The sequence below is a fragment of the Halorubrum aquaticum genome (genome assembly GCF_900113615.1).
GTDB lineage: Archaea > Halobacteriota > Halobacteria > Halobacteriales > Haloferacaceae > Halorubrum > Halorubrum aquaticum.
The window spans coordinates 32,816-46,413 of the sequence record NZ_FOPZ01000015.1 but is presented as its reverse complement, the minus strand read 5'-3'; the positions used below and the strand labels follow the sequence as shown (position 1 = coordinate 46,413).

22 protein-coding genes and 1 tRNA gene are annotated in these 13,598 nt (G+C 67.2%); 2 read left to right on the top strand and 21 right to left on the bottom strand.

From position 1 onward, the window contains the following. Position 1 precedes the first annotated feature (1 nt). From F3H10_RS12135 to F3H10_RS12040, 20 genes are all read right to left on the bottom strand, one after another. Positions 2-535: a 50S ribosomal protein L6 gene (locus F3H10_RS12135; RefSeq protein ID WP_149785025.1), complete on the bottom strand. Its 534-nt coding sequence runs from the start codon at positions 533-535 to the stop codon at positions 2-4. A gap of 2 nt (positions 536-537) precedes the next feature. After that, positions 538-930 carry a 30S ribosomal protein S8 gene (locus F3H10_RS12130; RefSeq protein WP_142987147.1) on the bottom strand — a complete coding sequence of 131 codons (393 nt, stop codon included), beginning with the start codon at positions 928-930 and terminating at the stop codon, positions 538-540. 2 nt (positions 931-932) lie between these two features. Then, complete coding sequence (locus F3H10_RS12125; RefSeq protein WP_066413547.1) at positions 933-1,106, bottom strand: 30S ribosomal protein S14; 174 nt, start codon at positions 1,104-1,106, stop codon at positions 933-935. Next, entirely contained in the window at positions 1,103-1,627 is a 525-nt protein-coding gene (locus tag F3H10_RS12120) for a 50S ribosomal protein L5 (protein WP_149785024.1), read from the bottom strand. The genes F3H10_RS12125 and F3H10_RS12120 overlap by 4 nt, the downstream gene beginning before the upstream one ends. Next, positions 1,620-2,369, bottom strand: coding sequence for a 30S ribosomal protein S4e (locus F3H10_RS12115; RefSeq protein WP_149785023.1), 750 nt, complete (start codon positions 2,367-2,369; stop codon positions 1,620-1,622). Before F3H10_RS12115 ends, F3H10_RS12120 begins: the two co-directional genes overlap by 8 nt. After that, positions 2,366-2,722 carry a 50S ribosomal protein L24 gene (gene rplX / locus F3H10_RS12110; RefSeq protein WP_142987151.1) on the bottom strand — a complete coding sequence of 119 codons (357 nt, stop codon included), beginning with the start codon at positions 2,720-2,722 and terminating at the stop codon, positions 2,366-2,368. The genes F3H10_RS12115 and rplX overlap by 4 nt, the downstream gene beginning before the upstream one ends. A 2-nt stretch (positions 2,723-2,724) precedes the next feature. Next, entirely contained in the window at positions 2,725-3,123 is a 399-nt protein-coding gene (locus tag F3H10_RS12105) for a 50S ribosomal protein L14 (RefSeq protein ID WP_122106333.1), read from the bottom strand. Beyond that, the gene (locus F3H10_RS12100) at positions 3,123-3,467 is read right to left on the bottom strand and encodes a 30S ribosomal protein S17 (RefSeq protein ID WP_149785022.1); all 345 of its coding nucleotides are present in this window, start codon (positions 3,465-3,467) and stop codon (positions 3,123-3,125) included. The genes F3H10_RS12105 and F3H10_RS12100 overlap by 1 nt, the downstream gene beginning before the upstream one ends. Further along, positions 3,458-3,904 carry a ribonuclease P protein component 1 gene (locus tag F3H10_RS12095; RefSeq protein WP_149785021.1) on the bottom strand — a complete coding sequence of 149 codons (447 nt, stop codon included), beginning with the start codon at positions 3,902-3,904 and terminating at the stop codon, positions 3,458-3,460. Before F3H10_RS12095 ends, F3H10_RS12100 begins: the two co-directional genes overlap by 10 nt. A gap of 1 nt (position 3,905) precedes the next feature. Continuing rightward, entirely contained in the window at positions 3,906-4,118 is a 213-nt protein-coding gene (rpmC, locus tag F3H10_RS12090) for a 50S ribosomal protein L29 (RefSeq protein WP_066413526.1), read from the bottom strand. A gap of 1 nt (position 4,119) precedes the next feature. Beyond that, positions 4,120-5,067 carry a 30S ribosomal protein S3 gene (locus F3H10_RS12085; RefSeq protein ID WP_149785020.1) on the bottom strand — a complete coding sequence of 316 codons (948 nt, stop codon included), beginning with the start codon at positions 5,065-5,067 and terminating at the stop codon, positions 4,120-4,122. Beyond that, positions 5,067-5,531: a 50S ribosomal protein L22 gene (locus tag F3H10_RS12080; RefSeq protein ID WP_149785019.1), complete on the bottom strand. Its 465-nt coding sequence runs from the start codon at positions 5,529-5,531 to the stop codon at positions 5,067-5,069. Before F3H10_RS12080 ends, F3H10_RS12085 begins: the two co-directional genes overlap by 1 nt. Before the next feature lie 3 nt (positions 5,532-5,534). Beyond that, positions 5,535-5,960, bottom strand: a complete 426-nt coding sequence (locus F3H10_RS12075; protein ID WP_142987156.1) for a 30S ribosomal protein S19 — start codon at positions 5,958-5,960, stop codon at positions 5,535-5,537. Further along, a complete protein-coding gene (locus tag F3H10_RS12070) occupies positions 5,957-6,679 on the bottom strand; it encodes a 50S ribosomal protein L2 (RefSeq protein ID WP_112077512.1) in 723 nt (240 codons plus the stop codon). The genes F3H10_RS12075 and F3H10_RS12070 overlap by 4 nt, the downstream gene beginning before the upstream one ends. Positions 6,680-6,681: 2 nt before the next feature. Beyond that, entirely contained in the window at positions 6,682-6,936 is a 255-nt protein-coding gene (locus F3H10_RS12065; protein ID WP_149785018.1) for a 50S ribosomal protein L23, read from the bottom strand. Further along, the gene (gene rpl4p, locus F3H10_RS12060) at positions 6,933-7,679 is read right to left on the bottom strand and encodes a 50S ribosomal protein L4 (protein WP_149785017.1); all 747 of its coding nucleotides are present in this window, start codon (positions 7,677-7,679) and stop codon (positions 6,933-6,935) included. Before rpl4p ends, F3H10_RS12065 begins: the two co-directional genes overlap by 4 nt. 3 nt (positions 7,680-7,682) lie before the next feature. After that, positions 7,683-8,699 carry a 50S ribosomal protein L3 gene (locus tag F3H10_RS12055; protein WP_149785016.1) on the bottom strand — a complete coding sequence of 339 codons (1,017 nt, stop codon included), beginning with the start codon at positions 8,697-8,699 and terminating at the stop codon, positions 7,683-7,685. A 4-nt stretch (positions 8,700-8,703) separates the two neighbouring features. Continuing rightward, positions 8,704-9,570 carry a putative RNA uridine N3 methyltransferase gene (locus F3H10_RS12050; protein WP_149785015.1) on the bottom strand — a complete coding sequence of 289 codons (867 nt, stop codon included), beginning with the start codon at positions 9,568-9,570 and terminating at the stop codon, positions 8,704-8,706. 85 nt (positions 9,571-9,655) lie between these two features. Next, positions 9,656-10,846 carry a molybdopterin-dependent oxidoreductase gene (locus F3H10_RS12045; RefSeq protein WP_149785014.1) on the bottom strand — a complete coding sequence of 397 codons (1,191 nt, stop codon included), beginning with the start codon at positions 10,844-10,846 and terminating at the stop codon, positions 9,656-9,658. Positions 10,847-10,974: 128 nt separating this feature from the next. Beyond that, positions 10,975-11,733 (bottom strand): HFX_2341 family transcriptional regulator domain-containing protein, encoded by a 759-nt coding sequence (locus tag F3H10_RS12040; protein WP_149785013.1) that lies wholly within the window; start codon positions 11,731-11,733, stop codon positions 10,975-10,977. Positions 11,734-11,983: 250 nt separating this feature from the next. On the opposite strand from F3H10_RS12040, the gene F3H10_RS12035 reads away from it, so the two are divergent. Both F3H10_RS12035 and F3H10_RS12030 read left to right on the top strand, forming a co-directional pair. Continuing rightward, positions 11,984-12,325: an ArsR/SmtB family transcription factor gene (locus tag F3H10_RS12035; RefSeq protein ID WP_149785012.1), complete on the top strand. Its 342-nt coding sequence runs from the start codon at positions 11,984-11,986 to the stop codon at positions 12,323-12,325. Between the two features lie 43 nt (positions 12,326-12,368). Beyond that, positions 12,369-12,439: transfer RNA gene (locus tag F3H10_RS12030), tRNA-Gly, on the top strand. 760 nt (positions 12,440-13,199) lie between these two features. On the opposite strand, the gene F3H10_RS12025 is transcribed toward F3H10_RS12030, so the two are convergent. After that, on the bottom strand, positions 13,200-13,499 hold the full coding sequence (locus tag F3H10_RS12025; protein ID WP_149785011.1) for a hypothetical protein: 300 nt from the start codon (positions 13,497-13,499) through the stop codon (positions 13,200-13,202). Positions 13,500-13,598: the final 99 nt, after the last annotated feature.

The following is a 13,598-nucleotide window of genomic DNA, read 5'->3' as shown; positions in this document are numbered from 1 at the left end:
GTCAGGCACCTCCGGTCGGCTTCTCGACGATGTACACGCCGTCCTGGAAGACGCGCGTGTCCTTGTCGGTCACCTTGGTCAGCTGTTCGATGTCGGCGGCGGTCTGCCCGACGGCCTCCTTGTCGGAGCCCGAGAGCGTGACCGTCTCGCCGTCGATCTGTACGTCCGTGTCCCCGCGGATCGGGGTGCGTCGCTCCGCCTTCTCGCCGAGGAAGTTCTCGATGACGACCTCGTCGCCGTCCACGTTGACCTGCATCGGGAAGTGAGCGTAGTACACTTCCATCGTGTACTCCCACCCCTCGGTCACGCCGTGGACCATGTTGGAGACGTGGCTCTCGAAGGTGCCGACCGTGGCGTTCGTCTTCGCGTCCTCGTTCTCCGAGGCGATCGCGACCGCACCGTCCTCGACCGACACGTCGATGTCGGGGTACCAGAGGCGTCGCGTGACGCTCCCGTTGGGACCCTCGACGGTGAGTTCGAGGTGATCGGTCTCGGCGGAGACGTCGTCCGGAATCTCGATTTCGACTCTGTTCATTGTTAGTAGACGTATGCGATCACTTGGCCACCGATGCCCTCCTCGCGGGCCTCGTAGTGGCTCATGACGCCGTGGCTCGTCGTGACGACCAGCGTCCCGTAGTCACGGGCGGGGAGGTATCGCTTCTCCCACTTCTCGAAGTCGTCCGCGCCCGCCGAGTAGCGGGGCTTGACGGCGCCACATTCGTTGATCGCGCCTTTCAGTTCGACCTCGAACTTCCCGGCTTTCCCGTCGTCGACGTACTCGAAGCCGTCGACGTACCCGCGGTCGTAGAGGACCTCGAGGACGGAGCCGATGATGTTCGAAGCGGGCTCTACCGTGTACGACAGGTGGCCAACGCTCTCGGCGTTGTCCACGCCTGCGAGTGCGTTGGCGAATGGATCGTTTCCTGTCATGATCAGCTGTACTTCTCGAATCCCATGTCTCGAGCGACCTCGCGGAAGCACTGTCGGCAGAGGTTGATGTCGTACTTCCCGACTAACCCCTGCTCGCGGCCGCACCGCCGGCATTCGTGCTGCTGGCCGGTGCGTTTCGCCGCGTGCTCGCCCGTTTCGTTGTTCGCTTCGCTCATTCCGTTACCTCAACGTCGAAGTGCGTTTCGAGGAACGCGATGGCGTCCTCGGCGGTCATCCGGTGGTTCGACGGGATCGAGCGGGTCACCTTGTCGCGCTTGGCGACGCGGTAGCCCGGCCGGACGATCGTCGTCGTCACGTCGAGCCCGTAGATGCCGATGTTCGGGTCGTACTCCTGACTCGGGAAGTCGGTGTGGTCTTCGACCCCGAAGCTCAGGTTCCCGGTGTCGTCGAACTGGCTCTCGGCGATGTCGACCAGGTCGAGCGCCGTCTCGAGGAACTCGTGGGCGTCGTCGCCGCGCAGCGTCACCTTGACGCCGATCGGGTCGCCCTTGCGGATCCCGAACTCGGCGATGGTGCGCTTGGAGGTGGTCCGGACCGACTGCTGGCCGGTGACCTCCTCGATGATGTTCTCGGCGTCCGCGAGCGGCTCCCCGCCCTGGCCGACGCCCATGTGGACGACGACCTTCTCGAGGGTCGGCTCGCGCATCTCGTGGGACGCGCTCTGGGCGTCACTCATCGTCTTCACCCGCCTCGTCGGCGTCGTCGGACTCCGCCGTCGCGTCCTCGTCGTCGGTGAAGTTCTCGTCGATGACGACGACGTACTCTTCGACCGTCTCGTAACGGTCCTCGCCGTCGTCGACGACGACCGTGTTGGAACCGGAGCCGAGCGTGACGTCGATCGTCTCGATCTCGCCGATCCGACCGGCGTGCTGGCCGGTCGTGGCGGTGACGAGCGCGCCCTCCTCGTACTCGAAGTGGGCGACGACGTCCTTGGACTCGTTGTCGATGACGATCGAGTCCTTGGTGTCGTACTCGGTGCCGGCGTCCACGCGGACGTTCGTCCCGTCGTGAAGCGTCAGCTGGGCGTCCCCGCCGGGGACGACCGTCTTGTTCGTCACCTTCCCGAGCCGGCTGCTCGCGGACTCCTCGTCGACGGGCGTCAGCGCGAGCCGACCCCCCTCGTCGGGGAACACGCGGAAGAACTCCCCGCGGACGGGGAACGCCAGGATGTCGAACATCCCGATCGGACGCTGCTCGTCCGACACCGCGTCCCCGTTCACGAGAACGGAGTCGTTGTTCAGCGCGTAGCGCGCCTCCTTCGTCGAGTCGACGTAGCCGAGCACGTCCCGCAGCAGGACGACGAGCGGAACGCCAGCCTCGCCGTGAGGGCCTGCGCCGGCCTTCACGGTGAACGTCTGGGTCTTCCGCTCGACCGGCCAGGAGTTCGGTACCGCCAGTCGTTTCTGATGTCGCGTCATTCGTTGTCCTCCTGGAGCCGCGCCTCGCGGCGGTCGTCCGAGAGGTCCAGATCCGTCACGCGGACGTTGCTCGCCGGGATCGGGCGGGGAGCTTCCTCCCCGTCCGCTCGCTCGACGGTGACGTCCTCGACGGTGATCCGCTCGGCGGAGAGATCCACCGAGAGGACCTCCGCTTCGGTTCCCGCGGCGTCGCCGCGGAGCACCTCGACGGTGTCGCCCGCGTTGACGCGGACGCTCCGCTGGCCGTACTCCTCGCGGAGCTCGGGCGTGAGCGGGGATCGGACCTTCCGTTGTCGCTCGTGGAGCGACGCGGTCTCCGACTGTTTTCGTTGTTTGCGTGGCTGTTTCGTCATGGTTACACGATCATCGTCGCGGTGGACGCGATGCTCCCGTAGCGCTCGGCGACCTCGCGGGCGACGGGGCCTTTGATCTCCGTGCCCCGCGGCTCGTCGAGGTCGTCGATGATCACGGCCGCGTTGTCCTCGAACTTCACGCGCGTGCCGTCGGGACGGCGGATCGACTTGCGCTGGCGGACGACGACCGCCTCCAGCACCTGCCGCCGCATCTCGGGCGTCCCCTTCGTGACCGAGACGGTCACCTTGTCGCCGATACCTGCCTTCGGGTGGCGGTTCTTCGTGCCGGAGTAGCCGGCGACGGAGATCACCTTCAGCTCACGCGCGCCGGTGTTGTCGGCACACGTGATGAGAGAGCCCTTCGAGAGCCCCTGCGTGACGTCGGCTTTGAGCGCCTCCATCACTGATCACCCGACAGGTTCTCGACGACGACGTGTGATTTCGTCTTCGAGAGCGGCCGCGTCTCCGCGATCGTCACTTCGTCACCTTCCTCGAGCGGCTCGAGCACGCCCGGCACGTGTGCCGGGATGCGCGAGCGACGCTTCATGTACCGATCGTATTTCGGCACGAACACGTCGTACTCTCGCTCGACGATGACGGTCTTTTCCATATCCGTCGACACGACCGTCCCCTCTCGGAGCTGGCCGCGGACGGAAAGCTGCCCGTAGAACGGGCACTTCTCGTAGTCGTAATCCTCCGGGTCGTCTGGCTCCGGAGGCATGGGTACGTCGATTCCTATCGCCATTGTGTGACACCTCGTTCGGTGCGTTCGGCGGGCCGGTCCCGCAACCGCGTGCCATCCACCGTTACGTAGACCGCGTCTTTGCACTCGCCTCGCCGGCTCGCCGCGTCGGTGTTCGATACACCGGCCGCGGACGGGCCGGACTGACAGGGGCGGACCCCCGCAGTATCCGACCCGAGTTGGGACGCGGACCCCGACGACTGGCCGTCATCGGCGGCTTCATCTGTGCGTGCGGTCGCCTCCTCGACGACCGCGAACTCCAACGTCGTGCCCGACTTGGGCACGCGTTTGTCCCCCGATCCGGTCCGCACCACGAGGGTGCGTTCCGTCTCGTACAGCACTCGACCGGCGATCCCGACATGGGCGTCGCCGTCGGCGTCGGCCACCCGAACCGGGAGGCCGACGAGTTCGTGCCGTACGAGCGTTTCGGGGGAGATCATGTTATTCGTCGTCGAAGTCGCCTTCTTCCGCCTGGATCGTCTTGATCCGGGCGATCGTCTTCTTCAGCTCGTTCACCCGGCCGGGGCTCTCGGGCATCCCGCCGGCCGCCTGTTGTGCCTTCGTGTTGAGCAGCTCGGTCTCGAGCTCCTCGAGCTCGACCTCCCGCTCGGCAGCGGTCATGTCGCGGATCTCGTCGGTGTAGAGGATCGCCATGTTACTCGTCCTCCTCGGCTTCCTCGTCGGCTTCTTCCATCTCGGCGACCAGGTCGGCCGCCTCGGACTCGATCTCCTCGTCGAGGTCCTCGAGCTCGTCCGGTTCCTCGTCGACGTCGCCGGTCTCGACCGGCTCCTCCGCGGGGGCATCCGTCGCCTCCGTCGCGGTCTCGCCCGTCTCCTCGACGACCTCCTCGACGATCTCCTCGTCGATGACGTCCGCCGGGTCGTCGTCCGGCACGTCGACGGCGTCGTCGGCCCCGGCCTCCGGGACCTCCTCCGGCTCCTCCTCGAGGAGCGACTCGACGCCCTCGTCGCCGGCCGCGTCGGCCTGGTCGACCTCGGGAACCTCGGCGTCCTCGCGGACGTCGAAGTCGTCGGGAAGCTTCGCACCCGGCGGGATGATCTTGACGTTGACCCCGATGGTGCCGAGCTTCATCACCGCGACGCCCTTGCCGTGGTCGACGACCTCCTGGGCGGGCTCGCCGTTGTGCTTGATGTAGCCGCGGTTGAACTTCTCGACGCGCGAGCGAGCGCCCGTGACCTTTCCGGAGAGGACGATCTCGGCGCCGAGCGCGCCCGCGTCCATGATCCGGTCGATCGTGGTGTGGCCCGCCTTCCGGAAGTACCAGCCCCGTTCGAGGGCGTTCGCGAGCCGGTCCGCGACGATCTGGGCGTTCAGGTCGGGCTCGTCGACCTCCTGAACGTCGATCTGCGGGTCGTCCATGTCGAAGCGGTCCTCGAGCTCGGTGGTGATCTTGCGGATGTTCTTCCCGCCCTTCCCGATCACCATGCCGGGCTTCTCCGCTTTCAGGACGATCTGCGTGCCCATCGGCGTCTTGGCGACGTCCATGCCGCCGTAGCCGGCTCGGCCGAGCTCGTCCGCGAAGAACTCGTTGATCTGTGAACGGCGAAGGCCGTCCTCGATGAATTGGTGTTCGTCAGCCATTAGTTCTCAGCCTCCGGCTCCTCGATGATCAGTTCGACGTCCGCGAGCGTGGTGTTCCACTGGGTCGCACCCGCAGCACGCGGGTTCCGACCGGGTCGCTCGCCCACCTTGTGGGGCGCGACGTGTTTGATCACCATCTCGTCGCCGTCGAACCCCTGCTCGTCGGCGTTGTGCTTGACGTTCTCCAGGAGCTTCAGGAAGTCCTTGGCGGCCTTCGCGGGGTACCGACCCGCGTCCCAGCCGTCGATGTCCGAACGGTGACCCGCGCCGGCGTTGTGCTGGCGCATCGGCACCGAGGTCTCCTCGTCGACGACTTCCCGGAGGAACTCCTCGGCGTCGGCGACCGTCTCGCCTTTGATCTCCCGGGAGATCTCCTTGCTGTCCTTCACGCTTATGGGCCGGTCGCGGAGCATCCCCTTGGCGGTGGTCTCCGGGTCGGCCTCGACGCTGTAGTTGATTCCCATGGGTTACTTGAGGGGCACGAACTTCGAGGACCGGGTCGCGCCGATGCCGGCCTGACCGTGTTCGACGGTGCTTCGGGTCTGATGGAACTCGCCCAGGTAGTGGCCGATCATCTCGGGTTCGACCTGGACGCGCTCGAAGCTGTGTCCGTTGTACACGGAAAACGTGACGCCGACGAACTCCGGAAGGATCGGCATGTCGCGCAGATGCGTCCGGATCGGGTCGTCGGCGGTCGTCTCCTTGTCACGGCTTCGAGCCTTCTCGAGAAGCTTCTCCTTCTCGACGCTCAGCCCTCGCGTGATGCTTCGCCGCAGTCGTGCGGGGAGCAGTTCCGCGACCTCCTCTACGTCCATCTCCTGCAGCTCGTCGAGCGAGTGACCGCGGTAGGCGAACTCCTCGCCCTCGCGGCCGGTGCGGTATTCGGAACTCATTTGTTGCTACCTCGTCCGGTCCGTTTGGATGCGATGTCCCCGACCTTGCGTCCCGGCGGGGCGTCCCGCGAGACCGACTTCGGCTGACCGGGGTGTTGGCGACCGCCCCCGCCGAAGGGGTGGTCGACGGCGTTCATCGCGACGCCGCGAACGCGCGGGTACTTCGTCCCGCGAGCCCGCATCTTGTGGTACTTGTTGCCGGCCTTGACGAAGGGCTTCTCCGTCCGTCCGCCGCCCGCGACCACGCCGATCGTGGCGCGACACTGCGGGTCGAGCCGTTTCACTTCCCCGCTCGGAAGCTGGACGACCGCGACGTCGCGGTCGTGCGTGAGAAGCGTCGCCGAGACGCCCGAGGCACGGGCGAACTTCCCGCCGTCGCCCCGGTTGCTCTCGACGTTACACACGGGAACCCCCTCGGGGATCTCCGCCAGCGGGAGCGTGTTCCCGGGTTTGATCTCCGCCGAGACGCCGACCTGGATCGTCTCGCCCACGCGCACGCCCTCCGGCGCGAGCACGAGCCGCCGGTCGTCGTCGTCGAACTCGACCTCCGCGAGCGGCGCGGAACGCGCCGGGTCGTGTTCGATCCCGACGATCTCGCCGGTGATCAGGTCGGTGTCCTCGAGCGTCTTGTGCGACAGTTCCGCCTTGTAGCGGTGGGAGGGGGCCCGGAACGTCGGGCCGCCGCGTCCTCGCCGCTGTCCTTGGATTCGTCGTCCCATCGTCAGAACACCCCGATCCGGGAGGCGACGTCGGTCGCGTCGTCCTCCTCGGAGAGCGTGACCGTCGCCTTCTTCTTGCCCTTCGACGTCACCTGCGTGTTCACGTCGGTGACGGTGACGTCGTACCGCTCGGAGACCTCGTCGCGGATCTCCGGCTTGGTCGCGTCGATGTCGACCAAGAACAGCAGCTTGTTCTTGAAGTCCATCTCGTTCATCGCCTGCTCGGTCACGAGCGGGTGTTCGATGAGCGAGCTCATCGGTCGGCCACCTCCTCGATCGCCGACTCGGTCCACAGCGTGAGCCGACCCGGGTGCGTGCCGGGCGCGAGGTCCTCCGCGTTGACCTCGCCGGCGGTCGCGACGTCGACGCCCGCGAGGTTGCGGGCGGCGCGCGACGGCTCCTCGCTCGTGACGACGAGCACGGACTTCGGCTGGCTGTACTTGCGACCGCGGGTCTTCCCGCGGCCGGCTCGGACGGAGCGACCCTCGTCGGCGCGCTCGACGTCGGCGTCGACGCCGAGGGCCTCGAGGACGCCCAGGGCCTCCTGGGTCTTGTTCAGGTCCTCGAACTCGTCGCTCACGACGAGCGGGAGGTCCAGGTCGTCGTCGAACGCGTGACCGCGCTCGGCGACGAGCTCGGCGTCGGCTGTGGCCGCGATGGCCGACCGAACCGCGAGCTGGCGCTCCTTGTCGTTCAGTTTCTTCGTCTGGTCCTTCTCGGCCTTCGGGGGGTGCGCGGCGCGGCCCGAAACCGCGTGCGGGACGCGGCGGGCGACGTTCTCGGAGCGCGGGACGTGAGCGAGCCCGCGCCCGGAGCCGAACGACTCCGCGGGGGTTCGCAGTCCGGCGAACTCGTCGGCCCCGTAGGCCTGTTTCCGGTTAGCCTGTGCGGCGGAGACCGCCCGACCGATGAGGTCCGGTCGGAACGCGGTCTCGAAGATCGCCGGCAGCTCGACGCTGCCCGCGTCCCCGCCGTCCAGGTCGTGTACTGTCGTGTTCATGTATTATCCCTGGTTGGATGCGGTGGATACGTACCGGACCTCGGGGTCGAGGCGCGGCTGGTCGTTCGGCCGGATGGCCGGGCGGAACCGCAGCAGGCGCTTGTCCGGTCCCGGCAGCGAGCCCTTGATGAGCGCGTACTCGCCGTCGACCTCGCCGTAGTTGACGAAGCCGCCGTCGACAGAGGCGTCGTCGCCCTCGCCGAAGTCGAGGAGGCGCTTGTTGAGCTCGGTGCGCTGGTGGTAGCCGGTCTGGCCCTGCTGGGGGACGGTGGAGCGCACGCGGGAGGGGTTCCACGGACCGAGGTTGCCGATCCGACGCCGCCATCCCTGGCGGGCGTGTTTGCCCTTCCGCTTCTGTACGCCCCAGCGCTTGACGGGACCCTGCGTCCCCTTCCCCTTCGTGACGCCGGAGACGTCGGTGTACTGTCCGGCGCGGAAGACGTCGCCGAACTCGTGGGCGCCGCCCGCCTCGACGAGCTCGAGCGCGAAGTCGGCGCGCTCCTCGAGGGAGCCGCCGCCGACGCGCGTCTCCATCACGTCGGGCTCCTTCTTCGGCACGTTCGCGAGCTCCGAGGGGTTCGTGTGGGTGATGACGCGGACGTCATCGATCACGTCGTCCTCGAGCAGCTCCTCGAGTTCCGCTCGGTCCTCCTCGAAGGTGTCCTCCGCCGGCAGGTCGAGCGCGCGGTCGAGCTCCTCGTGGAACTCGGTCGCCCAGACCTCGGCAACCGGCTTCTGTCCGTACGGCGTCTCCTCGTAGGCTCGCACGGCGACGGCGTGCATCGGCGGCGTCTCCACCACCGTGACGGGGACGGACTCCTCCATCCCCTCACGCGGCGAGTCCGCCTCGTCGTTGACCATCATGACGTGGGTCATCCCGGCCTTGTAGCCGGCGAAGCCCTGCAGTGCGGGCGCCCCGTCGTCGTCTGGCCACGAGCGAATGCGCGGTACCTCGCTGTCCGCGCGGGTGCGTGGGCCGTAGCCCAGCGAGCCTTTTCGTGGTCGGCTTGGTTGTGGCATGTGTTTACTCCGTGAGTGTGAGCGAGCCGAGGGTCGCGAACAGAGCCTCCTCCGTTCGGACTACCCCGCTGCCCTGTGCCGGGATCGTGTTCAGCCAGAGGTCGAACCCCGGATCGGGTTCGACTCGGCGGCCGTCGGCGACGGCCGCCCGAACGTCCTCGGGCGAGAGCCCGAGCATCTCCGGAAGCCCCCGTTCCGGCGCGCCGAAGGCGACGGTGTAGCCGTCGGCCTCCCGCGCGTCGGCGACGAGTTCGCCGAGCCGCGACACGGAGAGTTCCTCCCCGTGTCGTGACGTGGCGACGGCGAGTCCGTCGCCGGCGAGCGCTTCCGATAGGTCCGCACCCACGACCTGGAAGCCGACCTCGGGCTTCCCGGTGATGCGGGCGCGGACCGGTTCTCTCGAAGAGACCCTGATGGTGACGCGCTCCCCCCGCTCGACCTCCATCTCGGAGGGGACGAGCAGGGAGATCGGGTGTTCCCCCAGCGGGGAATTGACCCGGACGCGGCCTTCAGGTCCGACCTCGGTCACGAGTCCCTGTGTTGTCGACTCCCCCCCGTTCGGGGGCGAGCCGGTCCGCCACGGCACGCGAAGCGGCGGCAGCACGCCGACGTACCGGAGTTCCTCGCGTTCGCCCCAGAGGTCCTTTCGGAGCTCCGGAGGCGTCGCGGCGTACCCCAGCACGGCACGGACGTACTCCCCGCCCCGGTCCCGTTCGCCCTCCCCGTCGGGGAAGACGACGAGCCGGTCCGCCCGGAACACCGCCGCCGCACGGGCGACGTAGCCGAGTTTGCGAGTCGCCTCGCGATCGTCCTCGGCTTCCCGGACGACCGAAGACGGAACACAGATCGTGAGTCCGTCTTCGGTGCGCATCGTGGCGAGACTGTACTCCTGATTCCGGACGACGGACTAAAAGGATAGCGGTCCGGTTTCCGGGCTGTGGGGCGTTCACACGGCCCTATCCGGACGATCCGGAGTGATTCCCGGCCGAATCGAACCCGCTCACCAGCGTGACGACCCACTGTGCGGGATCGCGCTCCGAGCGGACCTCGACCCGGGTCACCCACTTCACCCACTGGAACCCCCGGCGACCGGGCGCGACGAGCCGGGCGGGCCCCCCGTGACCGTGCGCCAGCCGATCGCCGCCGACGTGCGTCGCGAGCAGAGCGTCCTCGGCCTCCGCGATCGGAAGGCTCCAGCGGTACCCCGTGACGGAGACGAACCGGACGTACGCCGGTTCGTCCTCGCCGTCTCCCTCCACTCCGTCGTCTCCCTCCGCCCCGCCCTCTCCCTCCATCCCGCCCTCTCCCTCCACCCCGCCGGCCGCCTCGATCAGGTCGCCGACCCGGACCCCGCTCCACTCCTGAACCGTGTACCAGCCGCTCGTACAGTCGAGCAGCACCGAGGCCTCGTCGCCGCCGACCCTCTCGACGTCGTCCACGGCGAACTCCCGCGACTCCGCGACGAGCCCGGTCACCGAGAGCCGGTAGCGCTCCCGGTCGATCGGGTCCGGGTCGTCGGCGACCCAGGAGGTCACGGGGAACGCGCCGTTCCCCTCGCCCTCCCGTGGCTGTGACCCCGTGAACCGCCGGTCCGCGCCGGGCGTCGAGAGGAGGCCGTTCACCCCTTGCTGGACGCGATACGCCACCGCGCCCGCGATCAACAGAAGGCCGTACTGGACCGCGGTCCGCCGCCCCTCGAAGTCGACGCGTCGCGGCGGCCGGAACCGCGTCGAGGCGTGAACGGCGACGAGCGGGAGGAGCGCCAGTCCGAAGCCGACGTGGATCGACAACAGCGTCCAGTAGGAGAGCCGGACGTCGAGCCCGATCACCCAGAGCATCCCGGTCGAGACCGTCCCCACCGCGGCGACGAGCGTGAGGACGGACAGCGCGGTCGAGCGTTGCCACAGCTTCCGGTCGAGCAGCCGGTGTCCCACTCGGGACAGCTTCCAGCCGAGCAGGACGACGATCGCGAGCCCGAGCGAACGGTGGAGCCAGAAGAGCGGCCAGCCCTCGGGCGTTCCGACCGTGAACGAGACGAGCCCCGTGACCGTCTCCGCGAGGACGACGGCGAGAAGCGACCAGTCGACGACCCGCGCCGGCGGCTCGAGCCGGTCGAGGGCCTCCGAGAGCGTGGCACGGACCCCCATGGTATCGCTTCGGGTCGAGCACGAATAGGAGTGACGGCAACGTCACGACACCGCGACGCCACGGCACGACACCGCGACGCCAGGGTACCTCGATGACGACTCGCGCGACACGGGTCGTCGTGATCCGCTCACTCCGCGAGGAGGTATCGGAAGGCCCGGAGGTGGTTCTCGCCGCTCTCCGTGAGCGAGACGTACTGGTACTTCGAGTGCTTCTCGATCTCGATGAATCCCCGTTCGCGGAGCGGCTCGACGATCCGGGTGTTGAGCCGGCGGTAGTACCCCCGTTCGGGGTTCTGGACGCCCTCGGTCTCGTAGCGCTCGACGAACGGGAGCCCCTCGCGCCGCCCGTACTCGATGAGGTCGCGTTTCGTGACGGGCTGGGCGTCGGCGACGTGGTCGAGGACCGCGACGTGCTCGCGTTCCGGCTCCTCGATGTGGTACTTCGGCAGCGTCTCCGGGGGCTTCGCTCCCGACGCGACGGGGCGTTCCTCCCCGCCCGCGTACGTCTCCGCGCGCACGTAGTAGGGCACGGCCCCGGTCACCATACAGGCGATCATCCCGCCGATCGCGGTCACCTTCGACCCGGACGCGAGGTTGACGTAGACGCTGTGGTCGCGGAACCGGTTCGACACCTCCGCGATCGTCCCCAGCGAGCTGTAGAGGTTGAAGATGTCACACTCGATCGTCTCGGTCCGAACGTCCGCCTCGCGGAGTCGCTCCCGAACGTCCTCGTGGTACGAGGGTCGGTCGACCCCCTCGTCGTCGGGGTCGGGTTCGAGCAGGAGCGCCTCGTCGGCGTCGGCGTCGATCACCGGCTCCACGATGCGGTCCTCCTCGTACCCGAGCGGTACGATGTGGATGCGCCTCGGAACGTCCAGATCGGCCATGTTTCACGAGTACGTTCGATGAATATTGATTGTTATGCTGATCCTGTCGATGTTGACGTTTATGTCGACATAATACCTATCCGGTCGCGACCCCTCCCTTCCGAAAGCCGATGCTCGTTTCAACGAGAGTGAACGATCTCGCGACCGAGTGGTCTCCCTTCGACGACGCTTCGATCCTCGCGGTCGACGCCCTCCACGTCCTCGATCGAGACGTATCGCCCCACAGACGAGACGTCGCGGACGCTCGACGATGACGCTCGAACGGCTCTCCCCGCCGCCGAGCGAGTCCGATCCCGACCGCGACCGGCGGACGGTTCCGCTCGACCGCTCCGACGACCTCCTCGAGGTCCTGGCCTCGGAGACCGCCCGTGAGGTGATCGCCATCGTCCGCGAGTCGCCCTCGACGCCCTCCGAGATCGCCGACGACCTCGACGTCTCGCTTCAGGCGGTCACGTACCACCTGCGCCGGCTCCAGCGCGTCGACCTCCTCGCGCCGGTCGGGGTTCGGTACTCGAAGAAGGGCCGGGAGATGAACCTGTACGACCTCTCGACGGAGTCGGTGACGGTCTCTCTCACGGAGCCGAGAATGTGACAGGTTTAAGTGTCTCACCGGCGGACCGTCTATTGCGAAGCACGCACCGGTAGTGTAGTGGTATCACGCAACCTTGCCATGGTTGCAACCCGAGTTCAAATCTCGGCCGGTGCATTTCTCGAACGTAGTGAGAGAAATCACCGAGTGATTTGAACGCTATCAGTCGCGCGCAGCGAACTGGCGAGCGAAGCGAGCCGTGAGCGAGCACGTCTGATTCTGAGTTCAAATCTCGGCCGGTGCACTCCCTTCGGTCGTACACCGGCCTGACTCCCGTTCACTTCGTTCACGGGAGTCTCGGCCGGTGCTTTCCGTGAATGAGGTGAGAGAGATCACCGGGAGATTCGACGCTATCGACCGCTTTCGATCGGCAGTACCGATTATACAACTCGCGGCTCTGTTGGAATCCTCCGTAGACGATATGTCATAATCCGGCTATGGTCAGTACAGGCGAAGGAACGACCGATTCGCGGTGCGGTGGCGTGCCTCCGAGCGGCCGGAGGCCGCGAGGAGCCCGCGAGGGACGCGGAGAGCGCTCGGAGAGCGCGAGCCGCGAGGCTGGGGAGGTGTGAGGTACGGGGCTGTGCGGTATGGGTGGGACTCAAAGGGGCAGTCGCGAGGACGACGGCGGCCGAAGCAAGGACCGCAGGAGTGAACATAGTGAGCGACGAGGACCACAGCGAGGCCCCCGAGTCCTCGCGACTGGGGCTTTGGACGTGTTCTCTGAAGTCGCGATCACTGTGCCGGTAACGACCTCGTTCTCATCATCCCGATCTCCATCGAAACACCCGTCCTACAAGCACTCTTCAGCGATCGACTGTTTCAGTCCAAATCACATGTGAAAAGTGAGATTTCAACGGAGCCAAACTCGCCGACGCTATCCGACGACGAACTCCGGAGCGAAGACGATGGCGACGAGCAGACACGACAGTACGAAGATCGCCGTTAACCGCAACACGCCGGCCGCGAGGTACCGGTCGTTCGGGAGGGATTCGGCGATCCCTGCCACGGTGGCTCCGAGAGCCATGACGAGCAGCCAGTCGCTCGAGCCGGCGTTCCCGGTGACCCCGGAGTAGGCGTACAGTCCCAGGAACGTGATCGCTCCCGCGAACTGGACGAGCGCGTTGGTCCGACCGGACGGCTCGCTGAACACGATATCGGAGAGGACGGAGGGCATCGTCCGCCTCTCTCCCTCGAGACACAAATAACGGCCGTCCCGATTCTGCTCCGAGGACGACGGAAGCGACTCCAGCGTCCCACCCGAAAGCGCACGGCT

Bases quoted from the DNA above. Each gene is read 5' to 3' on its own strand.
- F3H10_RS12045 (WP_149785014.1), bottom strand. From the start codon at position 10,846: ATGGGGGTCCGTGCCACGCTCTCGGAGGCCCTCGACCGGCTCGAGCCG.
- rpl4p (WP_149785017.1), bottom strand. From the start codon at position 7,679: ATGAACACGACAGTACACGACCTGGACGGCGGGGACGCGGGCAGCGTC.
- F3H10_RS12065 (WP_149785018.1), bottom strand. From the start codon at position 6,936: ATGAGCTCGCTCATCGAACACCCGCTCGTGACCGAGCAGGCGATGAAC.
- F3H10_RS12080 (WP_149785019.1), bottom strand. From the start codon at position 5,531: ATGGGAATCAACTACAGCGTCGAGGCCGACCCGGAGACCACCGCCAAG.
- F3H10_RS12095 (WP_149785021.1), bottom strand. From the start codon at position 3,904: ATGATCTCCCCCGAAACGCTCGTACGGCACGAACTCGTCGGCCTCCCG.
- F3H10_RS12120 (WP_149785024.1), bottom strand. From the start codon at position 1,627: ATGAGTGACGCCCAGAGCGCGTCCCACGAGATGCGCGAGCCGACCCTC.
- F3H10_RS12035 (WP_149785012.1), top strand. From the start codon at position 11,984: ATGACGCTCGAACGGCTCTCCCCGCCGCCGAGCGAGTCCGATCCCGAC.
- F3H10_RS12100 (WP_149785022.1), bottom strand. From the start codon at position 3,467: ATGGCGATAGGAATCGACGTACCCATGCCTCCGGAGCCAGACGACCCG.
- rpmC (WP_066413526.1), bottom strand. From the start codon at position 4,118: ATGGCGATCCTCTACACCGACGAGATCCGCGACATGACCGCTGCCGAG.
- F3H10_RS12055 (WP_149785016.1), bottom strand. From the start codon at position 8,699: ATGCCACAACCAAGCCGACCACGAAAAGGCTCGCTGGGCTACGGCCCA.
- F3H10_RS12025 (WP_149785011.1), bottom strand. From the start codon at position 13,499: ATGCCCTCCGTCCTCTCCGATATCGTGTTCAGCGAGCCGTCCGGTCGG.
- F3H10_RS12085 (WP_149785020.1), bottom strand. From the start codon at position 5,067: ATGGCTGACGAACACCAATTCATCGAGGACGGCCTTCGCCGTTCACAG.
- F3H10_RS12130 (WP_142987147.1), bottom strand. From the start codon at position 930: ATGACAGGAAACGATCCATTCGCCAACGCACTCGCAGGCGTGGACAAC.
- F3H10_RS12040 (WP_149785013.1), bottom strand. From the start codon at position 11,733: ATGGCCGATCTGGACGTTCCGAGGCGCATCCACATCGTACCGCTCGGG.
- F3H10_RS12070 (WP_112077512.1), bottom strand. From the start codon at position 6,679: ATGGGACGACGAATCCAAGGACAGCGGCGAGGACGCGGCGGCCCGACG.
- F3H10_RS12075 (WP_142987156.1), bottom strand. From the start codon at position 5,960: ATGAGTTCCGAATACCGCACCGGCCGCGAGGGCGAGGAGTTCGCCTAC.
- F3H10_RS12135 (WP_149785025.1), bottom strand. From the start codon at position 535: ATGAACAGAGTCGAAATCGAGATTCCGGACGACGTCTCCGCCGAGACC.
- F3H10_RS12125 (WP_066413547.1), bottom strand. From the start codon at position 1,106: ATGAGCGAAGCGAACAACGAAACGGGCGAGCACGCGGCGAAACGCACC.
- F3H10_RS12115 (WP_149785023.1), bottom strand. From the start codon at position 2,369: ATGACGCGACATCAGAAACGACTGGCGGTACCGAACTCCTGGCCGGTC.
- F3H10_RS12050 (WP_149785015.1), bottom strand. From the start codon at position 9,570: ATGCGCACCGAAGACGGACTCACGATCTGTGTTCCGTCTTCGGTCGTC.
- F3H10_RS12105 (WP_122106333.1), bottom strand. From the start codon at position 3,123: ATGGAGGCGCTCAAAGCCGACGTCACGCAGGGGCTCTCGAAGGGCTCT.
- rplX (WP_142987151.1), bottom strand. From the start codon at position 2,722: ATGACGAAACAGCCACGCAAACAACGAAAACAGTCGGAGACCGCGTCG.